Source organism: Streptomyces sp. NPDC002669, assembly GCF_042889165.1.
Taxonomy (GTDB): domain Bacteria; phylum Actinomycetota; class Actinomycetes; order Streptomycetales; family Streptomycetaceae; genus Streptomyces.
On sequence record NZ_JBIAQQ010000014.1, the window covers coordinates 70,898 to 87,981 of the forward strand.

Sequence of the window (17,084 nt, forward strand, 5' to 3'; positions counted from 1 at the left end):
CCTGCGGAGCCGCAAGCCGACAGGGAGAGCCGACTATCGATCACTTACGACTACGCAAGGGAGCGTGTCTCGAATGAGAACTACCTGGCGCCGGGCCTGTGCTTTCGCCGTGGCTCCGCTGGTGATGGCCTCCGCCGTCGCCTGCGGCGGCGGCTCCGGAGACGACGCGGAGGGCACGACCCTGCGCGTCATCGTGAACATCTCTCCGAACCTCACGGAGAAGTACTGGAACGACCTCTTCGCGCAGTACGAGAAGAAGCACCCCGGCGTGAAGGTGAAACTGGAGCTGACCGGCACGATATCGGCGAACGCCAAGCTGACCCAGGACCTGGCGGCGGGCGACCCGCCGGACGTCGCCCAGCAGATCACGCCGACGCCGGAGAACGCCTCCCTGTTCGCCGACCTGTCGGACCAGCCCTGGGCCGCCGACACCCCGCTGGCCGAGCAGTACGCCATCGACGGCAAGCGCTACGTGGTGGGGGTCGGCGAGCAGATCCAGTCGCTCGTCTTCTACAACAAGGCCGCCTTCACCAAGGCCGGGCTCGACGCGACGAAGATCCGGACCATCGATCAGTTCACCGATGCCATGGGGAAGCTGAAGTCCGCCGGCTACAAACCGTTGCAGACCTCCGGCCAGTGGGTGACGGGCGCCCAGTTCTCCATGATGGCGGACGCCGGTGTCCTCACCGAGGACCCGAAGTGGACGGCCAAGCGCAACGACGGCAAGGTCTCCTTCGCCGACAGCGGCTACCTGCCCTACCTGGAGCACTACAAGGAGTGGATCGACACCGGCCACCTCGACAAGAGCGCCCTCGGTCTCACCTACGCGGACGGCCAGACCGCCTTCCTGAACGGCAAGTCCGCGATGTACATCATGGGTTCGTACTTCGTGCCCGCCGCGGACGCCGCGAAGAAGAGCGACGACATCGGCGTGTTCACCATGCCGACCGACGGGGCCTACCCGTCGGGCCAGTTCGGCAACATGTCCAACCCGTACGTCGTGGTGAACAAGTCGCGGCACCGGGCCGAGGCGATCGACTTCGTGAAGTGGCTGGTCACCGACCCGGCCGCGATCAAGAGCCAGCTGGCCGCCGACGGCAATCTGCGGGAGGGGTTCAGCTACCCGATGTCCAGCCTCGGCACCTCGGTGCAGAAGATCCTGGACGGGGCGCCGTCGGTGATCGTCAAGTCGGGCCCCTCCCAGCCGATCGCCGGTTTCAGCGACGAACTCAACAAGCAGGTCCAGTCCCTGTACACGGGTGCCTCCGCCCAGGACGCCGCCGAAGGATTGGACCAGTGGTGGAACTCGCAGAGCTGACCCGGCGGGAGCACACCGCCGCCCGGCGGCGGGTGCGGCTGCGGGAGGCCGCCGTCTCCCTGGGCCTCATGGGGCCGGCCGTCCTGCTCTACACCGTGATGACCGTGATTCCGGTGGGCGTCGCGGTGTATCTCAGCCTGACGGACTGGGACGGCTTCTCGCCGTCCCGGTTCATCGGCCTCGACAACTACCGGCATCTGTTCGACGACCCGAGTTCGGGCGACGCCTGGTACGTGACCGCGCTCATCGCCGGGGCCGGCACCGTGCTCATGGTCGGCGCGGGCCTGCTGTACGCACTGGTGCTCAAGGGACGGTCGCGCGCGAACTCGTTCTTCCGGGCCGTGGCCTACTTCCCGCACGTGATCAGCGCGCTGATCCTCGGATACCTGTGGGCGGCGATCCTCGGCACCAACGGCGCCGTCAACAACACCCTCGCCAAGTTCGGCATGGAACCCGTCGGGTTCCTCTTCGACGAGAAGCTCGCGCTCATCACCCTGATCGGGGTCATCGTGTGGGCCGGGTTCGGGTTCAACGTCGTGCTGTTCGTGGCGGCGTTGCAGACGGTGCCGAAGGAACTGCTGGAGGCCGCCGCGATGGACGGCGCCACCCGGCGGCAGACCAATCTGCGCATCGTGGTCCCGATGATCGCGCCGGTGGTGACCGTGGCGACGGTGCTCAACCTGGTGGGCCTGATCCGGGCCTACGACATCGTGGTGAGCCTGACCGGCGGCGGCCCCGCCGGCTCCACGCAGACGTTCACCTATCTCATCCTCGCCCGTTCCTTCGAGGGCACCAAGGTCGGTTATGCAACAGCTCAGGCGGTTTTCCTGATGGTCGTGTCCGCCGCGCTCGCCCTCCTCGTGACGGCGCTGCGCAACCGTCAAGATCAAGCCGCGGCTGGTTAGGAGCAGGTGGTGGTCGTAACCGAGGCGAAGGTCCGCGAGGAGCGGACGGCACCGCCGGTGCCCGGCCCCCGGGCCGGGCACGAGCGGCGGCGCGAGCCCCGCTCGCCCCTGCGCCGGGTACTGCTGGGCGTGTTGTTCGTCGTCATGATCGTGCCGGTGTACCTGCTCGTCGTGAACGCGTTCAAGTCGCAGGAGGAGATCCTCGACAGCCCGTTCTCGCTGCCGCTCGGCGGTCTGACGCTGGAGCACCTCTCCGCGGCCGTCAGCAGTCCCCAGTACAACGTGATCGGCGGCTACGGGTTCACCCTCTTCCTGGTCGTGGTCGTGGACGTGCTGTGCATCCTGCTGGCCGGGCCGGCCGCGTACGCGATCGCGCGCAGTCTCAGGCGCCGTACCCGACTGGTGCTGCTGTACTTCCTGGCCGGCACCTTCATCCCCGGCGCCGCCGTGATCATTCCGGTGATCTACGTGCTGCGCGAGATCGGTCTCGCGAACACCGTGACCGGTCTGGTCGCGCACGACGTGGCGACGACCCTGCCGGTGAGCATCTTCCTGTTCGTCGGCTTCATCCGCACCATTCCGGTGGACATCGACCACGCGGCGACCATCGACGGGGCGGGCAGGTACCGGACCTTCTGGACCATCATCTTCCCGCTGATGCGTCCGGCGGTCGTGACGGTGCTGATCCTCAACTCCATAGGAATCTGGAACGACTTCGTCAGCCCGCAGATCCTGCTCAGCCCGTCGTCCGGGCACTACACCGTGACGACGGCGATCTACGCCGGGATCAGTCAGTACTCGACCGATCTGACCAAGGTGTTCCCCAATCTGCTGCTCGCGGTCGCGCCCGTGATCATCTTCTTCATCTACATGCAGCGCCACATCATCAGCGGCCTCACGGTCGGTGCGGTGAAGGGATGATCCGGGCCCGCCGTTCGCGGACCGTCCGTCGTAGGAGAAAGGACATGCTGTGCTGAGAAAATGGTGGTCACGGTCCCGTCGGGGCCCGTGGTCCGCGGGCGCCGTGCTCGCGTCCCTGTCCGTGGTGGCGGCCGCCGTACCGGCCACCGCCGTGCAGACCGAGGAGGGCCGGACCTACTACGTGGCGCCGTCGGGCCGGGACACGGCGGACGGCCGCACGGCCCGGACCCCGTTCCGGCACATCCAGCGGTGCGCCGACGTGATGGGGCCGGGCGACACCTGCCTGATCATGTCCGGCACCTACCAGGAGACGGTCGTGCCGGCCCGGTCGGGCACCCCCGGGCGGCCGATCACCTACCGTGCCGCCGAGGGCGCGCAGGTGACCATGAACGGCGCCGACCGTGTCCGGGGCTGGTCGAAGGTCACCGGCCGGGACGTCGCCGAGATCGCCCGGACCGACCCGTACGCGGCGGCCTCGCCGTTCGGCGAGGCCGTGAAGGCGGGGCGGATCCACAGCACCCGCGTGGACCTCGGCTCCGACGTGACCACCGTGCAGGTGTTCACGGACGGGAAGATGAACGTCGAGGCCCAGTGGCCCGACCCGGGCTCCGACCTGCTCGCCCCGACCCTCCAGTACGCCGGCGCGGGCAGCGCGGAAGCCACCATCGCCGACCCGGCGCTGACCCGGCCGGCCGGGTACTGGGACGGCGCGCGTGCGCTGACCGGCTACTGGTACGTGTCGGCGACGGGGAAGGTGAAGAGTTCCGCCGTCGGATCGGTGACGCTGGACGCGGCGCCGCCGTGCGTGCACAAGGTCGTGCCGAAGGAGACCCGCTACGCCCTGGCCGGGAAGATCGGTGAACTGGCCCACCCGGGCATGTGGTTCTACGACCCCGCGGCCAAGCGCCTGTACCTCTACAGCGAGGACGACCCCGGCCGGCACACGATCGAGGCGAAGTCGCGCACCCTGGCCTTCGACCTGACCGGCGCCAGTCACACCTCGGTCGTCGGGATCGGCCTGTTCGCCTCGACGATCACCACGGGCGACTCCAGCACGGGCATCACCCTGAACCGCATCACCGGCAAGTACCTGTCGCACTACACCGACATCACCCGGGGTGCGACGGACTGCGGCTCCACGGTGACCCGCGGCGTCGCCGACACCGGCATCGTCCTGAACGGCACCGGCAACAGGATCGTCGGCAGCGACCTGTCGTTCAGCGCCGGGAACGGGATCGCCCTGCGCGGCCAGAACAACACCGCGACCGACAACATCATCCACGACGTGGACTACATGGGGACGTACGCGGCGGGCATCGCGGTCCAGGGCAACAGCCAGACCGTCATGAACAACACCATCTCCCGGGTCGGCCGCAGCGGCATCAACCTGCAGTGGAACACCGTCGACGGCCTCGCCCCGGGCCCGGACCGGATCGCGTACAACGACATCTCCGGGTACGCCCGGCTGAGCCTGGACGTCGCCGCGATCTACACCTGCTGCAGCGCCTGGATGATGGGCTCATCCCTCGACCACAACGTGCTGCACGACCCCGCGCCGGCCACCACGCTCACCACGTTCGGGATCTCCGGCATCTACGCGGACAACGGCCAGAGCGACCTGGTCATCGCGAACAACGTGGGCTGGGGGAACCGCGAGGGCACGGTCATGCTCAACGGTCTGGGCACCGGCTCGCACGACAACGGCGTGTACAACAACACCGGCGGGATGACGATGTTCTACGTCAAGGAACCGGGGCAGTCCACCGGAACGAAGATCTACAACAACGTCGGCCCCATCCGCGGCCTGGACGGTGCCACGGACGGCGGGCTGGTGCTGTCCGCCAACCTGCCGGCCGAGGTCGATCCGCTGTTCGTCGACGCGGCGCGGCACGACTACCGCCTGTCGGAGGGGTCCCCCGCGCGCAACCGGGGGATCGCGCTGCCGGGCATCAACGACGGGTCCACGGACCCGGCCCCCAGCCTCGGCGCCTATCAGTACGGGGCGCCGAAGTGGACGGCGGGCGCCCGCCGTTAGACCGGGTACGAGAGGGGCCCGAGCCGGATCTCCGGCTCGGGCCCCTGCCGTCGCGCCATCGCCCTGCGGGGAGCACGACGGTCTCCGCAGGGCGCGCCCTAACTCTTCTTGGCCGCGGTGGACTTGCGCGGCTTCTTCGCCGCCCGCGCGTCCGGCACCGGGCCGCGCCCCGCGGCGTGGTCGGCGAACGCGGCGGCCGCCTTGTCGGCGTCGCCGTCGCGCAGCAGGTTGACCAGGCGGCCGTGCTCGTCGGCCATCGCCTGCCGGTCCCCCTCGAAAAGGGGGTCGGAGATGGCGCGCAGGGCGCGCAGGCTCGGTTCGAGGACTTCCCACATGCGGGTCAGGAAGGGGTTGCCCGAGATCCGGCCGACCGTGGTGTGGAACTCTATGTCGGCGTCCCGGAAACGGCTGACGTCGTTGTCGGCCGCCGCGGCGCGCATCCGCTCCACCAGGCCGTCCAGCTCGGCCAGGTGTTCCTCGGTGAGGTTCTCGGTGGCGAGCCGTGCGGCCAGCCGCTCCAGGGGTTCTCGTACCTGACGGGCGTACTCCGCGTCCTTCGAGGAGATCTCGACGACGAAGTGGCCGCGACGCGGGATGTGCATGAGCAGGCCCTCCCGGGCCAGCTGTTTCACCGCTTCCCGTACCGGGGCCTGACTCACCCCCAGACGCCGGGCGATTTCCGATTCGACCACTCGGTCGTTCGGCGCGAGGTCGCCCTCGACGATGGCCTGACGGAGCAGTTCGTAGACCTGGTCGGAGATCAGGGTTTTACGGAACCGGTCCTTGTTGGTGGCCAGCGTGGAGACGAACCCAGCCGACGCGTTCGATGCCATGAGATCCCAATCCTGCAATGTTGGGTAGCCGGTTGCGTCATGATACGCGGTCATCGTCTATCGATGACCGAATCCCGCAGATCGGCTGATTCGTTGACGGGGCCGCGCACGCCGCGCACCCCGGGATGCCTGTCCGGCCATGGGAAGGCGCCCCTCCGGCCCGCCCGGAGGGGGTGAGGAGGAAGGAGCCGCCCAGGGACTTCACGAGGGCCGGGACCGGCCCGGTCGAGCGACAGTATTTCATCCACCACCTATCGCCTATCGATCAATGATCGAAGCAGTGCGATCCGAGCACTGTCAACCGCGCAGCCCGTACACGCGCACGGCCGTCGTGTGCAGCACCTCTTGCCGCCCGCCCTCGGACAGATGGGCGATGCCCCGCCGGACCGTCGCCAGGGAGTCGGCCCGGGAGCCTCGGGGCAGGCAGATCGGCCAGTCCGAGCCGACGAGGCACCGGGCCGGGCCGAAGGCGTCGGTCACGTGCCGGACCAGGCGGTCGACCCGGTCGGCCGGGACACCGTGCTGCTGGGTGAGCAGGCCGGAGATCTTCACCACCACGTTCGGCGGCGCGGCGGCGCGTTCGGCGTCCCGGTACCAGTCGCCGGGATCCCCCGCCCGAAGGTTCGGCGGGTTGCCGAGGTGGTCGACGACCACGGTCAGCCCGGGGTGCCGGGCGGCGACCTCGGCGGCCGTCCGCAAGGCACCGACGCCGAGGTTGAGTTCGAGCACCACACCCGCTCCGGCCAGCACCGGAACGAGTGCGCGGGCCGATTCCGGGGTCTGTTCCCACGCCGGTCCGCTCAGCCGCATCCCGTTGGGCCGCGCGTCGCCCGACTCGTCCAGGAGGGCCCGCAGGCGATGTGGTCCGGCCTCCCCGTGGACCTGGAGATTCGCCACGTACCCGGCGACCGGACCGGGGTGGCGCAGGCGCAGTTCGCGCAGCGCGAGCGTCTCTCCGGCATCGCCACGGCCCGCCTCGACCAGGACGGTTCCGGCCGGTTCGCATCCGGCGCCGGACTCCGCCAGGTCATGGACCGAGAACGCCCGGTGGTGCGCCGAGTCCGGACGGATCCAGTCGAACCCCTCCCCCGGGTTCCACAGATGGGCATGGCAGTCGATCACGGACATCACCCTCCACGGGAGCGTCGCCGACGTATTGACACGTCGGCCCCTGCCCATGAGTCTAGCCATCGGTAATCGATGGGCGATTATGAAGGGCCGGGTGTTCTTGGTGCTCACGACCGGGCGAAGCGAAGGCAACTCCACGACGGGGGCGGGCCGGTGAGGGCCGGGGAAGCCGTGCGGATGCCGGAGCTGAGGGCGAGCCGCCGGGTCACCGACGTGCCGCGGTGGGCCGTGCTCGAACGGGAACTGTTCGCCGCCCAGGACAAGGCGTGGCGGACGTTCGCCGACCGTTACACCGAGCGGGACGGCCGACTGGTCTTCCGCGACTCGCTGGGACACGGCCTGGACGGCCGGGACGGCGTGGACGACTTCTACGAACCGTTCTTCAACTGGCCGACGCTGTACCTGCTGGGCGGCAGCGCGGACCTGCTGACCGCCTCCCGGCGGCACTGGCGCGGGGTCACCGCCCAGCTCACGGAGATGGGCATGCTGGAGAGCGGCCTGGAGCGCGGCTACGACTGGTTCCACCAGGGCGAGGGCATGCTGCTGTTCTACGGGCTGTGCCTCGCCGATCCGGGCGACGCGGAACTGCGGGAACTCGCCTGCCGGTTCGCCGACTTCTACCTGCCGGGCGGGCCCAACTACGACCCCGCGCACCGGGTGATCCGCGCGCCGCACAACGGCTCCGCGGGCCCCCGTCCGGGTTTCAGCGACCACGACACGTACTTCCCGTGGAGTGCCGCCCTTCGCCCCTACGGCCTGCCGCTCAGCTGGATCGACGCCGCCGCGCCCTTCGACGAGCTGGCCGCTTCCCCCGAGCGGGCCCGGGCCTACGGCCGGCAGATGTGGGGCCGGATGGGGCGCGGGGACACGATCGTCAACCTCGCCGCGACCGGTCTCGCCGTCAACGCCCATCTGATCGGCGGCGAGCAGCGCTACGCGGACTGGGTCGCCGAGTACGTCGGCGCGTGGCAGGAGCGGCTGGAGGGCCGCGACGTCGTGCCCGACAACGCCGGTCTGAACGGTGTGGTGGGCGAGTACCTGGACGGGCGCTGGTACGGCGGGCACTACGGGTGGACCTGGCCGCACGGGCTCTCCCCCGTGGGATCGGCCACGATCATCGGGGCGTCCAACGCGACGCTGCTCACCGGCGACCGGGGTTTCCTGGACCTGGCCCGCAACCCGCTGGACGCGGTGCTGCGGCACGCCGAGCGGCGCGGCGTCGAGGGGATGGGCACCCTCGGCAGGCGCTGGCAGCCGCACCTGCGCGCGACCCCCGGCGGGCGCACCCTCATGGTGCCCCAGCGGTACGACGACTCCGGCTGGTTCGACTACACCATCATGCCGACCCAACTCCCCGTGTCGCTCTGGCACTTCAGCCGGGACGCGGTGGACCTGGAACGCATCGAGCAGCTCCGTTCCACCTCGGAGTGGGACTGGGCGACGGTGCACACGCAGCGCATCAAGGACGAGGCCGGTCACGAGGAGCCGTGGTACGAGTACCTGGCCGGCCACAACCCGGACTTCCCCGAGCGGATGCTGCGCAGCGCCCTGGACGTCTGCGCCGAGCGGGTCGCCTCGATCGAGAACGACCCGGTGGACCCGGCCGTCGGCCCGGACGCCCTGGGGATCCATCACTGGCAGGACCGCAATCCGGTGCTCACCGAGGCGTTGTTGCAGCTGACCACCGGTTCCCCGCAGGTGCTCTACAACGGCGGTCTGGCGCAGCTGCACCTGCGCTACCACGACGCGGCCGGACGGCGGCCGGGACTGCCCGAGGACGTCGCCGCGCTCGTGTCCGACGTGCGGCCCGACCACACCGTGGTGGAGCTGGTGAACCTCGGCGACGCCCCGCGTTCGGTGGTCGTGCAGGCCGGTTCGTTCGCCGAGCACCTCGTGCACACCGTCCGGCTCGACGACGGCCCCGCGCACGACGTCGGGGGGCACTGCTGCACCGTCGAACTGCCCGGCCGGACACGGGCACGGCTCACCCTGACGATGACGCTGCGGGCGGGCCGGCCGAGCTACCGGTCCCCGTGGGAGGTGGCACGATGACCGGTTCGCCGACGTCCGGGGCGCCGCTGCGGCTGCCCTTCGACCTGCCCCGGCTCGGGATCGGCACCGCCCCGCTGGGCGGGCTGTTCCAGGAGGTGACCGAGCGGGAGGCGGCCGCGACGCTGGAGGCGGCGGCCCGTGCGGGCATCCGGTACTTCGACACGGCGCCGCGCTACGGCCACGGCCGGGCCGAGGAGCGGCTGGGCCGGCTGCTCGCCCCCGCCGGGGTCGACGGGCCGGTGATCTCCACGAAGACCGGGTGGCTGCTGCGGCCCGGGGCGGACGGGGCGCCGGGAGAGGTGGTGACCGACTGGACGGAGGCCGGTATCCGGGCGTCGCTGGAGTCGAGCCTGGAGCGGCTGGGGCGCTCGTCGGTCGACATCCTGTACCTGCACGACCCGGACGACTATCCGGAGGAGGTCCGGCGCACCGCGTATCCGGCAGTGCGCCGGCTCCGGGAGGAGGGGCTGGTCCGGGCGATCGGTTTCGGCATGAACCACAGTGGTCCGCTCGCCGCGTACGTGGCGGAGTTCGACGTGGACGTCGTGCTCGTGGCGGGCCGGTTCTCCCTGCTCGACCACGACGCGCTGGAGACCCTGCTGCCGCTGTGCGCGAGGACCGGCACGGCCGTGGTCGTGGGCGGGGTCTTCAACACCGGGCTGCTCGCCGATCCCTCCCCCGATGCCATGTTCAACTACCGACCGGTACCCGCTCGGGAGCTGGCCCGTGCGCGGCGGTGCGGTGAGATCTGCGCCGGGTTCGGGGTGCCGCTGTCCGCGGCCGCGATCCAGTTCCCGTTCCTGCATCCGGCGGTCACCTCGGTGGTCGTCGGCTGCCGGTCCGCGGCCGAGGTGACGTCGAACGCCGCCGCGTACCGGTTCCCGGTCCCGGAGCAGCTGTGGGTCCGGCTCGCGGAGGAGGGTTTCGTGCCCGAGGGGCTGGTGGCGGGGTGATCCGGGCGGTGCCCGGTCCGGACCGCCGGGTCCGGACCGGGCACCGATGCACCGTCTCGGGGGGGGTCAGCCGGTGGTCGTCCGCGCGTCGCCGGCCGCCCCGATCCGCGCGGTCCGGCCGACCCACTGGGCCAGGGTGAGCTGCCTGGAGCCGGACGGGCGCGGGGCCGTGGCCGCGGCCCGGTTCCGGCCGTCGGCGTTCCGGGCCAGGGCCTCGTGGAGGAGGGACAGGTGGGCGGGCAGGGCGGTACGGCGGTCGTTCCCGGGGCGGTGGGCGGGTTGCGTCGGGTGGATTCCCATCATGACCGCCTCCTCGGCTGCGGGGGACGTGCGGGCGTGGTCGTCGGCCGGTCGTGCACCGGTCGTGCTGCGCTGCGTGGTCGCGGTGAGCATGAGGCGGGTCCTTCCTGTGCTGCGGGGCCGGTCGCGGGGGCCGTGCCGGTGGGACGGGGACCTACGGGTCCGTGTGCCGCCCCGTTGCTCCCACCGGGCGCTTCTTCGGGGGCTCGATACCAGCTTTCCCCTGCGCGGCCCCTCGCACGTCGTCCCTCCGCAGCGTTTTCCGGCTACCACGGCTGCGGTATCCGCTGCCGCCCCCTGCGACCGGGCGGGCCGGCGGCTACACGGGGGTCCGCGACGGCCCCGGCTCGGCCGCCGGGCTGACCAGGCCGCACTGGTAGGCGATGACGACGAGCTGGGCCCGGTCCCGGGCCGCCAGCTTGGTCATGGCCCGGTTGACGTGGGTCTTGGCGGTCAGCGGGCTGACGACCAGCCGCTCCGCGATCTCGTCGTTCGACAGTCCGAGCGCCACCAGCCCCACCACGTCGCGTTCCCGCGGCGTCAGGCACTCCAGCCGCTCGTGCACGCCCGCCGCGCACGGTTCCGGCTGCGCGAGGAAGCGTTCGATCAGCACCCGGGTCGCCGACGGGGACAGCAGGGCCTCACCGGCCGCGACGGTGCGTACGGCGTCGAGGAGCTCATCGGGGCGGGCCCCCTTGCCCAGGAAGCCGCTCGCCCCGGCGCGCAGGGCCTCGGCGACGTGCTCGTCGTCCTCGAAGGTGGTCAGGACGAGCACCCTCACCCCGGCGAGGTCCTCGGACTCGCTGATGTGCCGGGTGGCGTCCAGGCCGTCCATCCCCGGCATCCGGATGTCCATCAGGACCACGTCGGGGCGCTGCTCGCGGGCCAGTTCCAGCGCTTCGCGCCCGTCGGCCGCCTCCCCCACCGTCTCCATGTCGTCCGTGGAGTCGAACAGCATCCTGAAGGTGCCCCGCAGCAGGGCCTGGTCATCGGCAAGCAGTACGCGGATCGTCATGCCCGTCTCTCCTCGGTGGTTCGGCCAGGGCCAGGCCGGGGCGCAGGGGCAGTTCGGCCGTCACGGTGAAGCCGCCCTCCGGGCGTGCTCCCGCGTACAGCCGGCCGCCGACCGTGGAGGCCCTTTCGCGCATCCCGATCAGTCCGTGCCCCGTCCCCGGGCCGGTGTGCCGTCCGCCGTGTCCGTCGTCCTCGACGGTGATCGTCAGCCGTTCGGGGTGGTAGTGCAGGAACAGCCGGGCGTGGTCGGCCCCGGCGTGCTTGTGCACGTTGGTCAGGGCTTCCTGCACGATGCGGTACGCGGCCAGGTCGATGGCCGGGGCCAGTGGTTCCGCGGTGCCCAGCCGGGTGTGGCTCACGGACAGACCGGCGTACTCGAACGAGGCCAGGAGCTCCGGTACCCGGGCGAGGCCGGGCATCGGATCGCGCGGCGCCACCGGATCGCCGGACTGCCGCAGCAGCCCCACGGTCACCCGTAGTTCGTCCAGGGCCGAGCGGCTGGTGTCCCGGATGTCCTCCAGCGCGGCCAGGATCCGTTCCGGGCGCCGTTCCACCAGGTGGGCGGCGACCCCGGCCTGGGCGTTGATCAGGGCGATGTGGTGCGCGACGATGTCGTGCAGTTCGCGGGCGATGCGCACCCGTTCGGCCGCCACCCGCTGCTGCGCCTCCTGCTCGCGCGTCCGCTCCGCGTGTTCCGCCCGTTCCTCCACCGCCGCGACGTAGGCGCGGCGCGAGCGCACGCCGTCCCCGACGGCCGCCGGCAGGGCGGTCCACGCCAGCATCGCCGCGTTGTCGGGGGCCAGCCACGAGTGGGGGTCGCAGAGCACGGCCGCGCCCACCAGGACGGCGGCCGAGACCGATGCCGCGGTCCAGGTGACGCGCCGGTCGGTGAGCACGCCGACGGTGTAGACCGACACCAGCACGGAGTTGATCACCAGTGGGCTCTCGCGGAAGCCGAGCACCTGGAAGGCCACTCCGCAGCCGACCGCGACGGCCAGTACGCCGACCGGGTGGCGGTACCGCCACAGCAGCGCCGAGCAGCCCACTGCCGCGAGCACCACGGCGGACCAGCGCAGGGAGAAGTGGCGCTCGTGCGGGACGATGGACGCGGCCCCGACCGACAGCACGAACAGGACCGTCACACCCAGCACGTCCAGCGCGCCGTTGCGGCCCCGGTCCCGTCGCCGCCATCCGCTGATCACCACCGCCATGCCACCACCGTAGGGTCGGCGGCCGGGTCGGGCATCGCGTCGAAGGGCGGCCGGCCCGCGTCCGGCGGCCCCGTGCCGCCCGCCCGGTGCGCGGACCGGCCCGGTACGCGCGAACGGCGATCCGGGCCGTTCGGGCGGCGGTTCGGGCCGTTCGGGTGCCGGGGCGGCGGTCCGGTGCACCGCCGGGACGCGGGAGGGGCCGGTTATTCGGATGCGTCGTCCGGCTCGCGGCGCCCACACTGTCCGCGTACGTCGAACGGTCCGTACGCCCCGGACCACGCCCGTCCCAGGAGTGTTCAGCTTGCAGGCAGCCGTCACCGTCACGCCCGCCCGTGTCCCCGAACTGCTGCTCGGCCTCGCCACCGTGCGCCCCGTCTTCCTGTGGGGTGCGCCCGGAATCGGCAAGTCGTCGCTGGTCCGGAACTTCGCCGAGTCGCTGGGGCTCGAATGCGTCAGTCTGCTCGGTACGCAGCTGGCGCCCGAGGACCTCATCGGGGTGCCGCAGATCCGTGACGGCAGGTCCGTGTTCTGCCCGCCCGAGGCCATCGCCAGGGACGAGCCGTACTGCCTCTTCCTCGACGAGCTGAACGCCGCGACGCCCGATGTGCAGAAGGCGTTCTACTCCCTGATCCTCGACCGGCGCATCGGTTCCTACGAGCTTCCCGCCGGGTCGATCGTCATCGGCGCCGGGAACCGTGCGACCGACAACGCGCTGGCCCGGCCGATCGCCTCCGCGCTGGTCAACCGCCTCACCCATGTCCACCTGCGCGCTTCCGCCACGGACTGGCTCGTGTGGGCGGGTGAGAACGGCATCCACCCGTGGGTCGTCGACCACCTCACCGACCGGCCCGACCACCTCTGGTCGCAGCCGCCCAAGACCGAGGAGCCGTTCTCCACCCCGCGTTCCTGGCACATGCTCTCCGACGCCCTGCACTCCTTCGGGCCGACGCTGGACGAGGAGACGCTCAAGGTGGTCGCGCACGGCACGCTCACTCCGGCGCACGCCGTCGCCTTCTGCGGCTACGTCAAGATCGTGCGGCATGCCCACGGCATCGACGCGATCATCAAGGGCGACGCGTCCTGGCCCCGCCGGATCGAGGACCGCGACCTGCTCTACTACCTGGCCGACGCGTTCCGGGGCCGGCTCGTCAAGGAACTGCCCGCCGCCAAGGAGCAGGTCTCGCCCGTCCTGCGGCAGACCGCCCACCGGGCCAAGTCGCTGCTCGTCCAGCTCGCCGAGATCTCCGTCGAGGTCGCCCAGACCGTGATCCGGGACGACGAGGACGGACAGCCCGTGCTGCCCGCCTGGTTCCTCGTCGAGGCCGCCCGCGACATGCCGCGCCTGGTCGAGGCCCGCCGGTGAGCCGTGCGTCGCACGGGAAGAAGGCCCGCAACGACGCGGCGGCCGAGGCGTTCCTCGCCGGCATGGCCGTCGTCGGGCGCAATCCGGCCCTCGCCTCGCTGGAGGCCGACGTCTGCCGAGGCCGCGACTGCGACCTGAGCCCGCGCCACGGTCTGGCCCGCGTCGACTCCAACGGCAGGATCCATGTCCACCCCGACCGCCGCGCCGAGCCGGCCGAGTGGGCCTGGGCCGTCGCCCACTGCCTCGTCCACCTCGGCTTCGGTCACGTCCCCGCGGACAAGGGCCCGCGCCCGCAGCCCGACCGGTTCGACCTCGCCGCCCGCTGCGTCGTCGTCAACCGTTTCCTGCTCACCTTTCCCGTCGGCCGCACCCCCGACCACCTGCCGGACTCCTATCCCGACGGCGACGAGGAGCAGATCGCCGCCCGGTGGCGCCGCGACGGCATTCCCGCCGCGTACGAGCACTGCGGTACGGGCGGGGACGCGGCCGACCAGGTCCTGGTGCCGTGGCCGCGGTGGCACACCGAGCCGGACTGGCAGCTCGCCTTCGCCCATGCCCTGACCCGCACCATGTCCGCCGCCATGGACCTCGCGGGCGGCCGGCGCGACACGCTCACCGGCGAACGGCTGCCCGAGCGGCCCTGGAACCGGGCGTTCAGCTGGTTCATCTCCTCCTATCCCCTGCTCGGCGGCATCGCGGCGGGCATGAAGGTCGTCGCCGACGCCGAACTCGCCCGTGCCCACGGCATCGCGATCGCCGCCGTGGACGCCTCGTTCGGGGAGATCTACGTCAACCCGCTGCGCCGGTACGACGACGAGGAATGGCGGTTCGTCCTCGCGCACGAGATGCTGCACGCCGCCCTGCGCCACGGCGACCGGTGCGGGGGCCGCGACCCGTACCTCTTCAACGTCGCCGCCGATTACGTGATCAACGGCTGGCTCGTCGAGATGGACGTCGGCACCATGCCCGAAGGGCTGCTGCACGACCCGGAGCTGAAGGGGCTGTCGACGGAGGAGGTGTACGACCGGATCGTCACCGACACGCGCCGCATGCGGCGGCTGGCGACCCTGCGGGGCAAAGGGGTCGGCGACATCCTCGGGGAATCGCTCGACGGCCTTCGCCACGACTGGGTCGATCTCGACGAGTTCTACCGGCGGGGCCTGGCCCAGGGGCTCGATCTGCACACCGGCGGCGACCGGGGGCTGCTGCCCGCCGGGCTCGTCCAGGAGATCCGGGCGCTGACCCATCCCCCGGTGCCGTGGGACGCCAGACTGGCCCGCTGGTTCGACGAGTTCGTGCCCCGGCCGGAGCCCGTGCGCAGCTACGCGCGGCCCGCCCGCCGACAGGCGTCCACCCCCGAAATTCCGCGGGCCGGGCGGTACTTTCCTCCCGAGGAGGTCGCCCGCTGCACCTTCGGCGTCGTCCTGGACACCTCCGGCTCCATGAACACGCGCCTGCTCGGCAAGGCGCTCGGTGCCATCGCCTCCTACGCCGAGGCCCGCGACGTCCCGGCCGCCCGGGTGGTGTTCTGCGACGCCGCCGCGTACGACGCGGGTTATCTCCCGCCGTCGGAGATCGCCGGCCGGGTCCGGGTCCGCGGACGCGGCGGCACCGTCCTCCAGCCGGGGATCGACCTGCTGCGGCGTGCGGAGGACTTCCCTCCGACGGCGCCCGTCCTCATCATCACGGACGGCGCCTGCGACGTGCTCCGCGTCCGTACCGAGCACGCCTATCTCGTCCCCGAGGGCGCTCCGCTCCCCTTCACTCCCCGGGGCCCGGTGTTCCGCCTGCGCTAGAGCCCGTCGTTCGGATCATGCCGGGCTCACCTGCCCCGGTACGGCGGCGGGGGATCGCCCATGCGACGCCGACGAGCGCGGTGACCAGGGCGAGGACGGCGTACGCGACCGCATAGGAGAAAGAGGCGGCGACCGCGCCGGCCGCGAGGGCGCCGAGCCCCGTGCCCGCGTCGAAGCCGACGTTCCACGCCGTGCCGACGGCCGGTCGTTCCTCCTCCCCCGCTACGGCGAAGGCGTGCACGAGGGTCAGGTTCTGCAGGCCGCCGTACGCGACGCCCACGACGAGCATGCCGCCGATCAGCAGGGCCCTGCCGGTCGTGCCGGGGCCGTCGGCCGCCCCCACGCCGATGGCGGCGAGGCCGGCGCCGCCGAGGAGGAGGAGCGGGGCGATCGCCGGGGCGGCGCCCCTGCGGTCCGCGAAGCCCCCGAAGGCCCAACGGCACAGGGCCGAGGTTCCGGTGAACACCAGGAGCGCCAGGTACACCGTGGTCGGGTCGGGGTCCAGCCCCGGTGTGAACGTGAGCACGGCGCCGCCGGCCGAGGTGATCGCGAGCAGCGCGGCGATCGGCCCGGTCAGGGCGCGGCGGAGGGCGGCGGTGTCGCGCCGCCCGGCGGCCCCGGCGGGGCCTTCGGCGGGCCGGTCGAAGGCGCGCAGGGCGCGGGCCACGGGCGGGGCGAGCGGGATCGCGAGCAGGGGGACGGCGGCGAGCACGAACACCGGTCCGTACCCGGCCCGTTCGGCGAGCCAGGGAGCGACGGGGACGAGCAGGAACTGCGGGGCGGCGATCGCCAGGCCGTAGGCCCCGACCGCGCGGCCGCGACGCGCGGGCTCGACGAGCACGGCGACTCCCATGGCGCCGCAGACGGTGATGATCCCGAAGCCGAGGCCGCGCACCGCCGCGAGCGCCGTCACCGCCCACACGTCGTCGGTGAGCAGGTGCACCGGCGCGGGGGCCCCGAGCAGGCACGCCCCGAGCATGAGCGTGCGGCGCCAGCCGAGGCGTTGGAGTGTTTTGCCCACGAGCAGTTGGGCGATCACCGTGCAGAGCATCATCACGGCGTTGACCGTGCCCGCGCCCAGTTCGTCGGCCCCGCCGTCGAGCACCCGGAGCGGGGCGACCGGCATCAGCAGGGCGACGCCCGCGAAACCGAGCGCGGTCGAACCGAGCAGGGCCGGCATGCCCGGCGCCCGCCAGACCGACGGGGCGCCGTCGGCGCGGCCCCGCGCATCGTTGGTCCGTCCATCCAGCATTCG

14 protein-coding genes are annotated in these 17,084 nt (G+C 71.9%); 8 read left to right on the forward strand and 6 right to left on the reverse strand.

All coding sequences use genetic code 11. The annotated features are described in order from the left end of the window. The first annotated feature begins 73 nt into the window (after positions 1–73). The 4 genes from ACFYW1_RS21470 to ACFYW1_RS21485 all read left to right on the forward strand — a co-directional run bounded on the left by ACFYW1_RS21470 (position 74) and on the right by ACFYW1_RS21485 (position 5,179). Positions 74–1,318, forward strand: coding sequence for an ABC transporter substrate-binding protein (locus ACFYW1_RS21470; RefSeq protein ID WP_388995267.1), 1,245 nt, complete (start codon positions 74–76; stop codon positions 1,316–1,318). Then, positions 1,297–2,223, forward strand: coding sequence for a carbohydrate ABC transporter permease (locus tag ACFYW1_RS21475; RefSeq protein ID WP_388995271.1), 927 nt, complete (start codon positions 1,297–1,299; stop codon positions 2,221–2,223). The genes ACFYW1_RS21470 and ACFYW1_RS21475 overlap by 22 nt, the downstream gene beginning before the upstream one ends. A 9-nt stretch (positions 2,224–2,232) precedes the next feature. After that, positions 2,233–3,144 (forward strand): carbohydrate ABC transporter permease, encoded by a 912-nt coding sequence (locus tag ACFYW1_RS21480; protein ID WP_388995274.1) that lies wholly within the window; start codon positions 2,233–2,235, stop codon positions 3,142–3,144. Between the two features lie 103 nt (positions 3,145–3,247). Continuing rightward, positions 3,248–5,179: a right-handed parallel beta-helix repeat-containing protein gene (locus tag ACFYW1_RS21485; protein ID WP_388995277.1), complete on the forward strand. Its 1,932-nt coding sequence runs from the start codon at positions 3,248–3,250 to the stop codon at positions 5,177–5,179. 98 nt (positions 5,180–5,277) lie between these two features. Here the strand turns inward: ACFYW1_RS21485 and ACFYW1_RS21490 are convergent, their stop codons facing one another. Then, on the reverse strand, positions 5,278–6,012 hold the full coding sequence (locus ACFYW1_RS21490; protein WP_388995281.1) for a GntR family transcriptional regulator: 735 nt from the start codon (positions 6,010–6,012) through the stop codon (positions 5,278–5,280). 297 nt (positions 6,013–6,309) lie between these two features. After that, positions 6,310–7,134 carry an amidohydrolase family protein gene (locus ACFYW1_RS21495; RefSeq protein WP_388995284.1) on the reverse strand — a complete coding sequence of 275 codons (825 nt, stop codon included), beginning with the start codon at positions 7,132–7,134 and terminating at the stop codon, positions 6,310–6,312. 183 nt (positions 7,135–7,317) lie between these two features. On the opposite strand from ACFYW1_RS21495, the gene ACFYW1_RS21500 reads away from it, so the two are divergent. Together ACFYW1_RS21500 and ACFYW1_RS21505 are read left to right on the forward strand one after the other, a co-directional pair. After that, the gene (locus ACFYW1_RS21500; protein ID WP_388995287.1) at positions 7,318–9,192 is read left to right on the forward strand and encodes a hypothetical protein; all 1,875 of its coding nucleotides are present in this window, start codon (positions 7,318–7,320) and stop codon (positions 9,190–9,192) included. Continuing rightward, a complete protein-coding gene (locus ACFYW1_RS21505; RefSeq protein WP_388995290.1) occupies positions 9,189–10,145 on the forward strand; it encodes an aldo/keto reductase in 957 nt (318 codons plus the stop codon). Before ACFYW1_RS21500 ends, ACFYW1_RS21505 begins: the two co-directional genes overlap by 4 nt. Before the next feature lie 66 nt (positions 10,146–10,211). On the opposite strand, the gene ACFYW1_RS21510 is transcribed toward ACFYW1_RS21505, so the two are convergent. The 3 genes from ACFYW1_RS21510 to ACFYW1_RS21520 all read right to left on the reverse strand — a co-directional run bounded on the left by ACFYW1_RS21510 (position 10,212) and on the right by ACFYW1_RS21520 (position 12,670). Next, entirely contained in the window at positions 10,212–10,538 is a 327-nt protein-coding gene (locus tag ACFYW1_RS21510; protein ID WP_388995293.1) for a hypothetical protein, read from the reverse strand. A gap of 226 nt (positions 10,539–10,764) precedes the next feature. Beyond that, positions 10,765–11,460 carry a response regulator gene (locus ACFYW1_RS21515; protein WP_388995296.1) on the reverse strand — a complete coding sequence of 232 codons (696 nt, stop codon included), beginning with the start codon at positions 11,458–11,460 and terminating at the stop codon, positions 10,765–10,767. Continuing rightward, positions 11,432–12,670 (reverse strand): sensor histidine kinase, encoded by a 1,239-nt coding sequence (locus tag ACFYW1_RS21520; RefSeq protein ID WP_388995300.1) that lies wholly within the window; start codon positions 12,668–12,670, stop codon positions 11,432–11,434. The genes ACFYW1_RS21515 and ACFYW1_RS21520 overlap by 29 nt, the downstream gene beginning before the upstream one ends. 301 nt (positions 12,671–12,971) lie before the next feature. On the opposite strand from ACFYW1_RS21520, the gene ACFYW1_RS21525 reads away from it, so the two are divergent. Then, the gene (locus tag ACFYW1_RS21525; RefSeq protein WP_388995303.1) at positions 12,972–14,033 is read left to right on the forward strand and encodes an ATP-binding protein; all 1,062 of its coding nucleotides are present in this window, start codon (positions 12,972–12,974) and stop codon (positions 14,031–14,033) included. A 62-nt stretch (positions 14,034–14,095) separates the two neighbouring features. Next, positions 14,096–15,829, forward strand: a complete 1,734-nt coding sequence (locus ACFYW1_RS21530; protein WP_388995615.1) for a hypothetical protein — start codon at positions 14,096–14,098, stop codon at positions 15,827–15,829. Here the strand turns inward: ACFYW1_RS21530 and ACFYW1_RS21535 are convergent. Further along, positions 15,795–17,081, reverse strand: a complete 1,287-nt coding sequence (locus tag ACFYW1_RS21535; RefSeq protein WP_388995306.1) for an MFS transporter — start codon at positions 17,079–17,081, stop codon at positions 15,795–15,797. The genes ACFYW1_RS21530 and ACFYW1_RS21535 overlap by 35 nt on opposite strands. Positions 17,082–17,084: the final 3 nt, after the last annotated feature.

Coding starts and splice junctions, on each gene's coding strand:
- ACFYW1_RS21470 (WP_388995267.1), top strand. CDS start 74: ATGAGAACTACCTGGCGCCGGGCCTGTGCTTTCGCCGTGGCTCCGCTG.
- ACFYW1_RS21490 (WP_388995281.1), bottom strand. CDS start 6,012: ATGGCATCGAACGCGTCGGCTGGGTTCGTCTCCACGCTGGCCACCAAC.
- ACFYW1_RS21500 (WP_388995287.1), top strand. CDS start 7,318: ATGCCGGAGCTGAGGGCGAGCCGCCGGGTCACCGACGTGCCGCGGTGG.
- ACFYW1_RS21505 (WP_388995290.1), top strand. CDS start 9,189: ATGACCGGTTCGCCGACGTCCGGGGCGCCGCTGCGGCTGCCCTTCGAC.
- ACFYW1_RS21510 (WP_388995293.1), bottom strand. CDS start 10,538: ATGCTCACCGCGACCACGCAGCGCAGCACGACCGGTGCACGACCGGCC.
- ACFYW1_RS21515 (WP_388995296.1), bottom strand. CDS start 11,460: ATGACGATCCGCGTACTGCTTGCCGATGACCAGGCCCTGCTGCGGGGC.
- ACFYW1_RS21520 (WP_388995300.1), bottom strand. CDS start 12,670: ATGGCGGTGGTGATCAGCGGATGGCGGCGACGGGACCGGGGCCGCAAC.
- ACFYW1_RS21530 (WP_388995615.1), top strand. CDS start 14,096: ATGGCCGTCGTCGGGCGCAATCCGGCCCTCGCCTCGCTGGAGGCCGAC.
- ACFYW1_RS21535 (WP_388995306.1), bottom strand. CDS start 17,081: ATGCTGGATGGACGGACCAACGATGCGCGGGGCCGCGCCGACGGCGCC.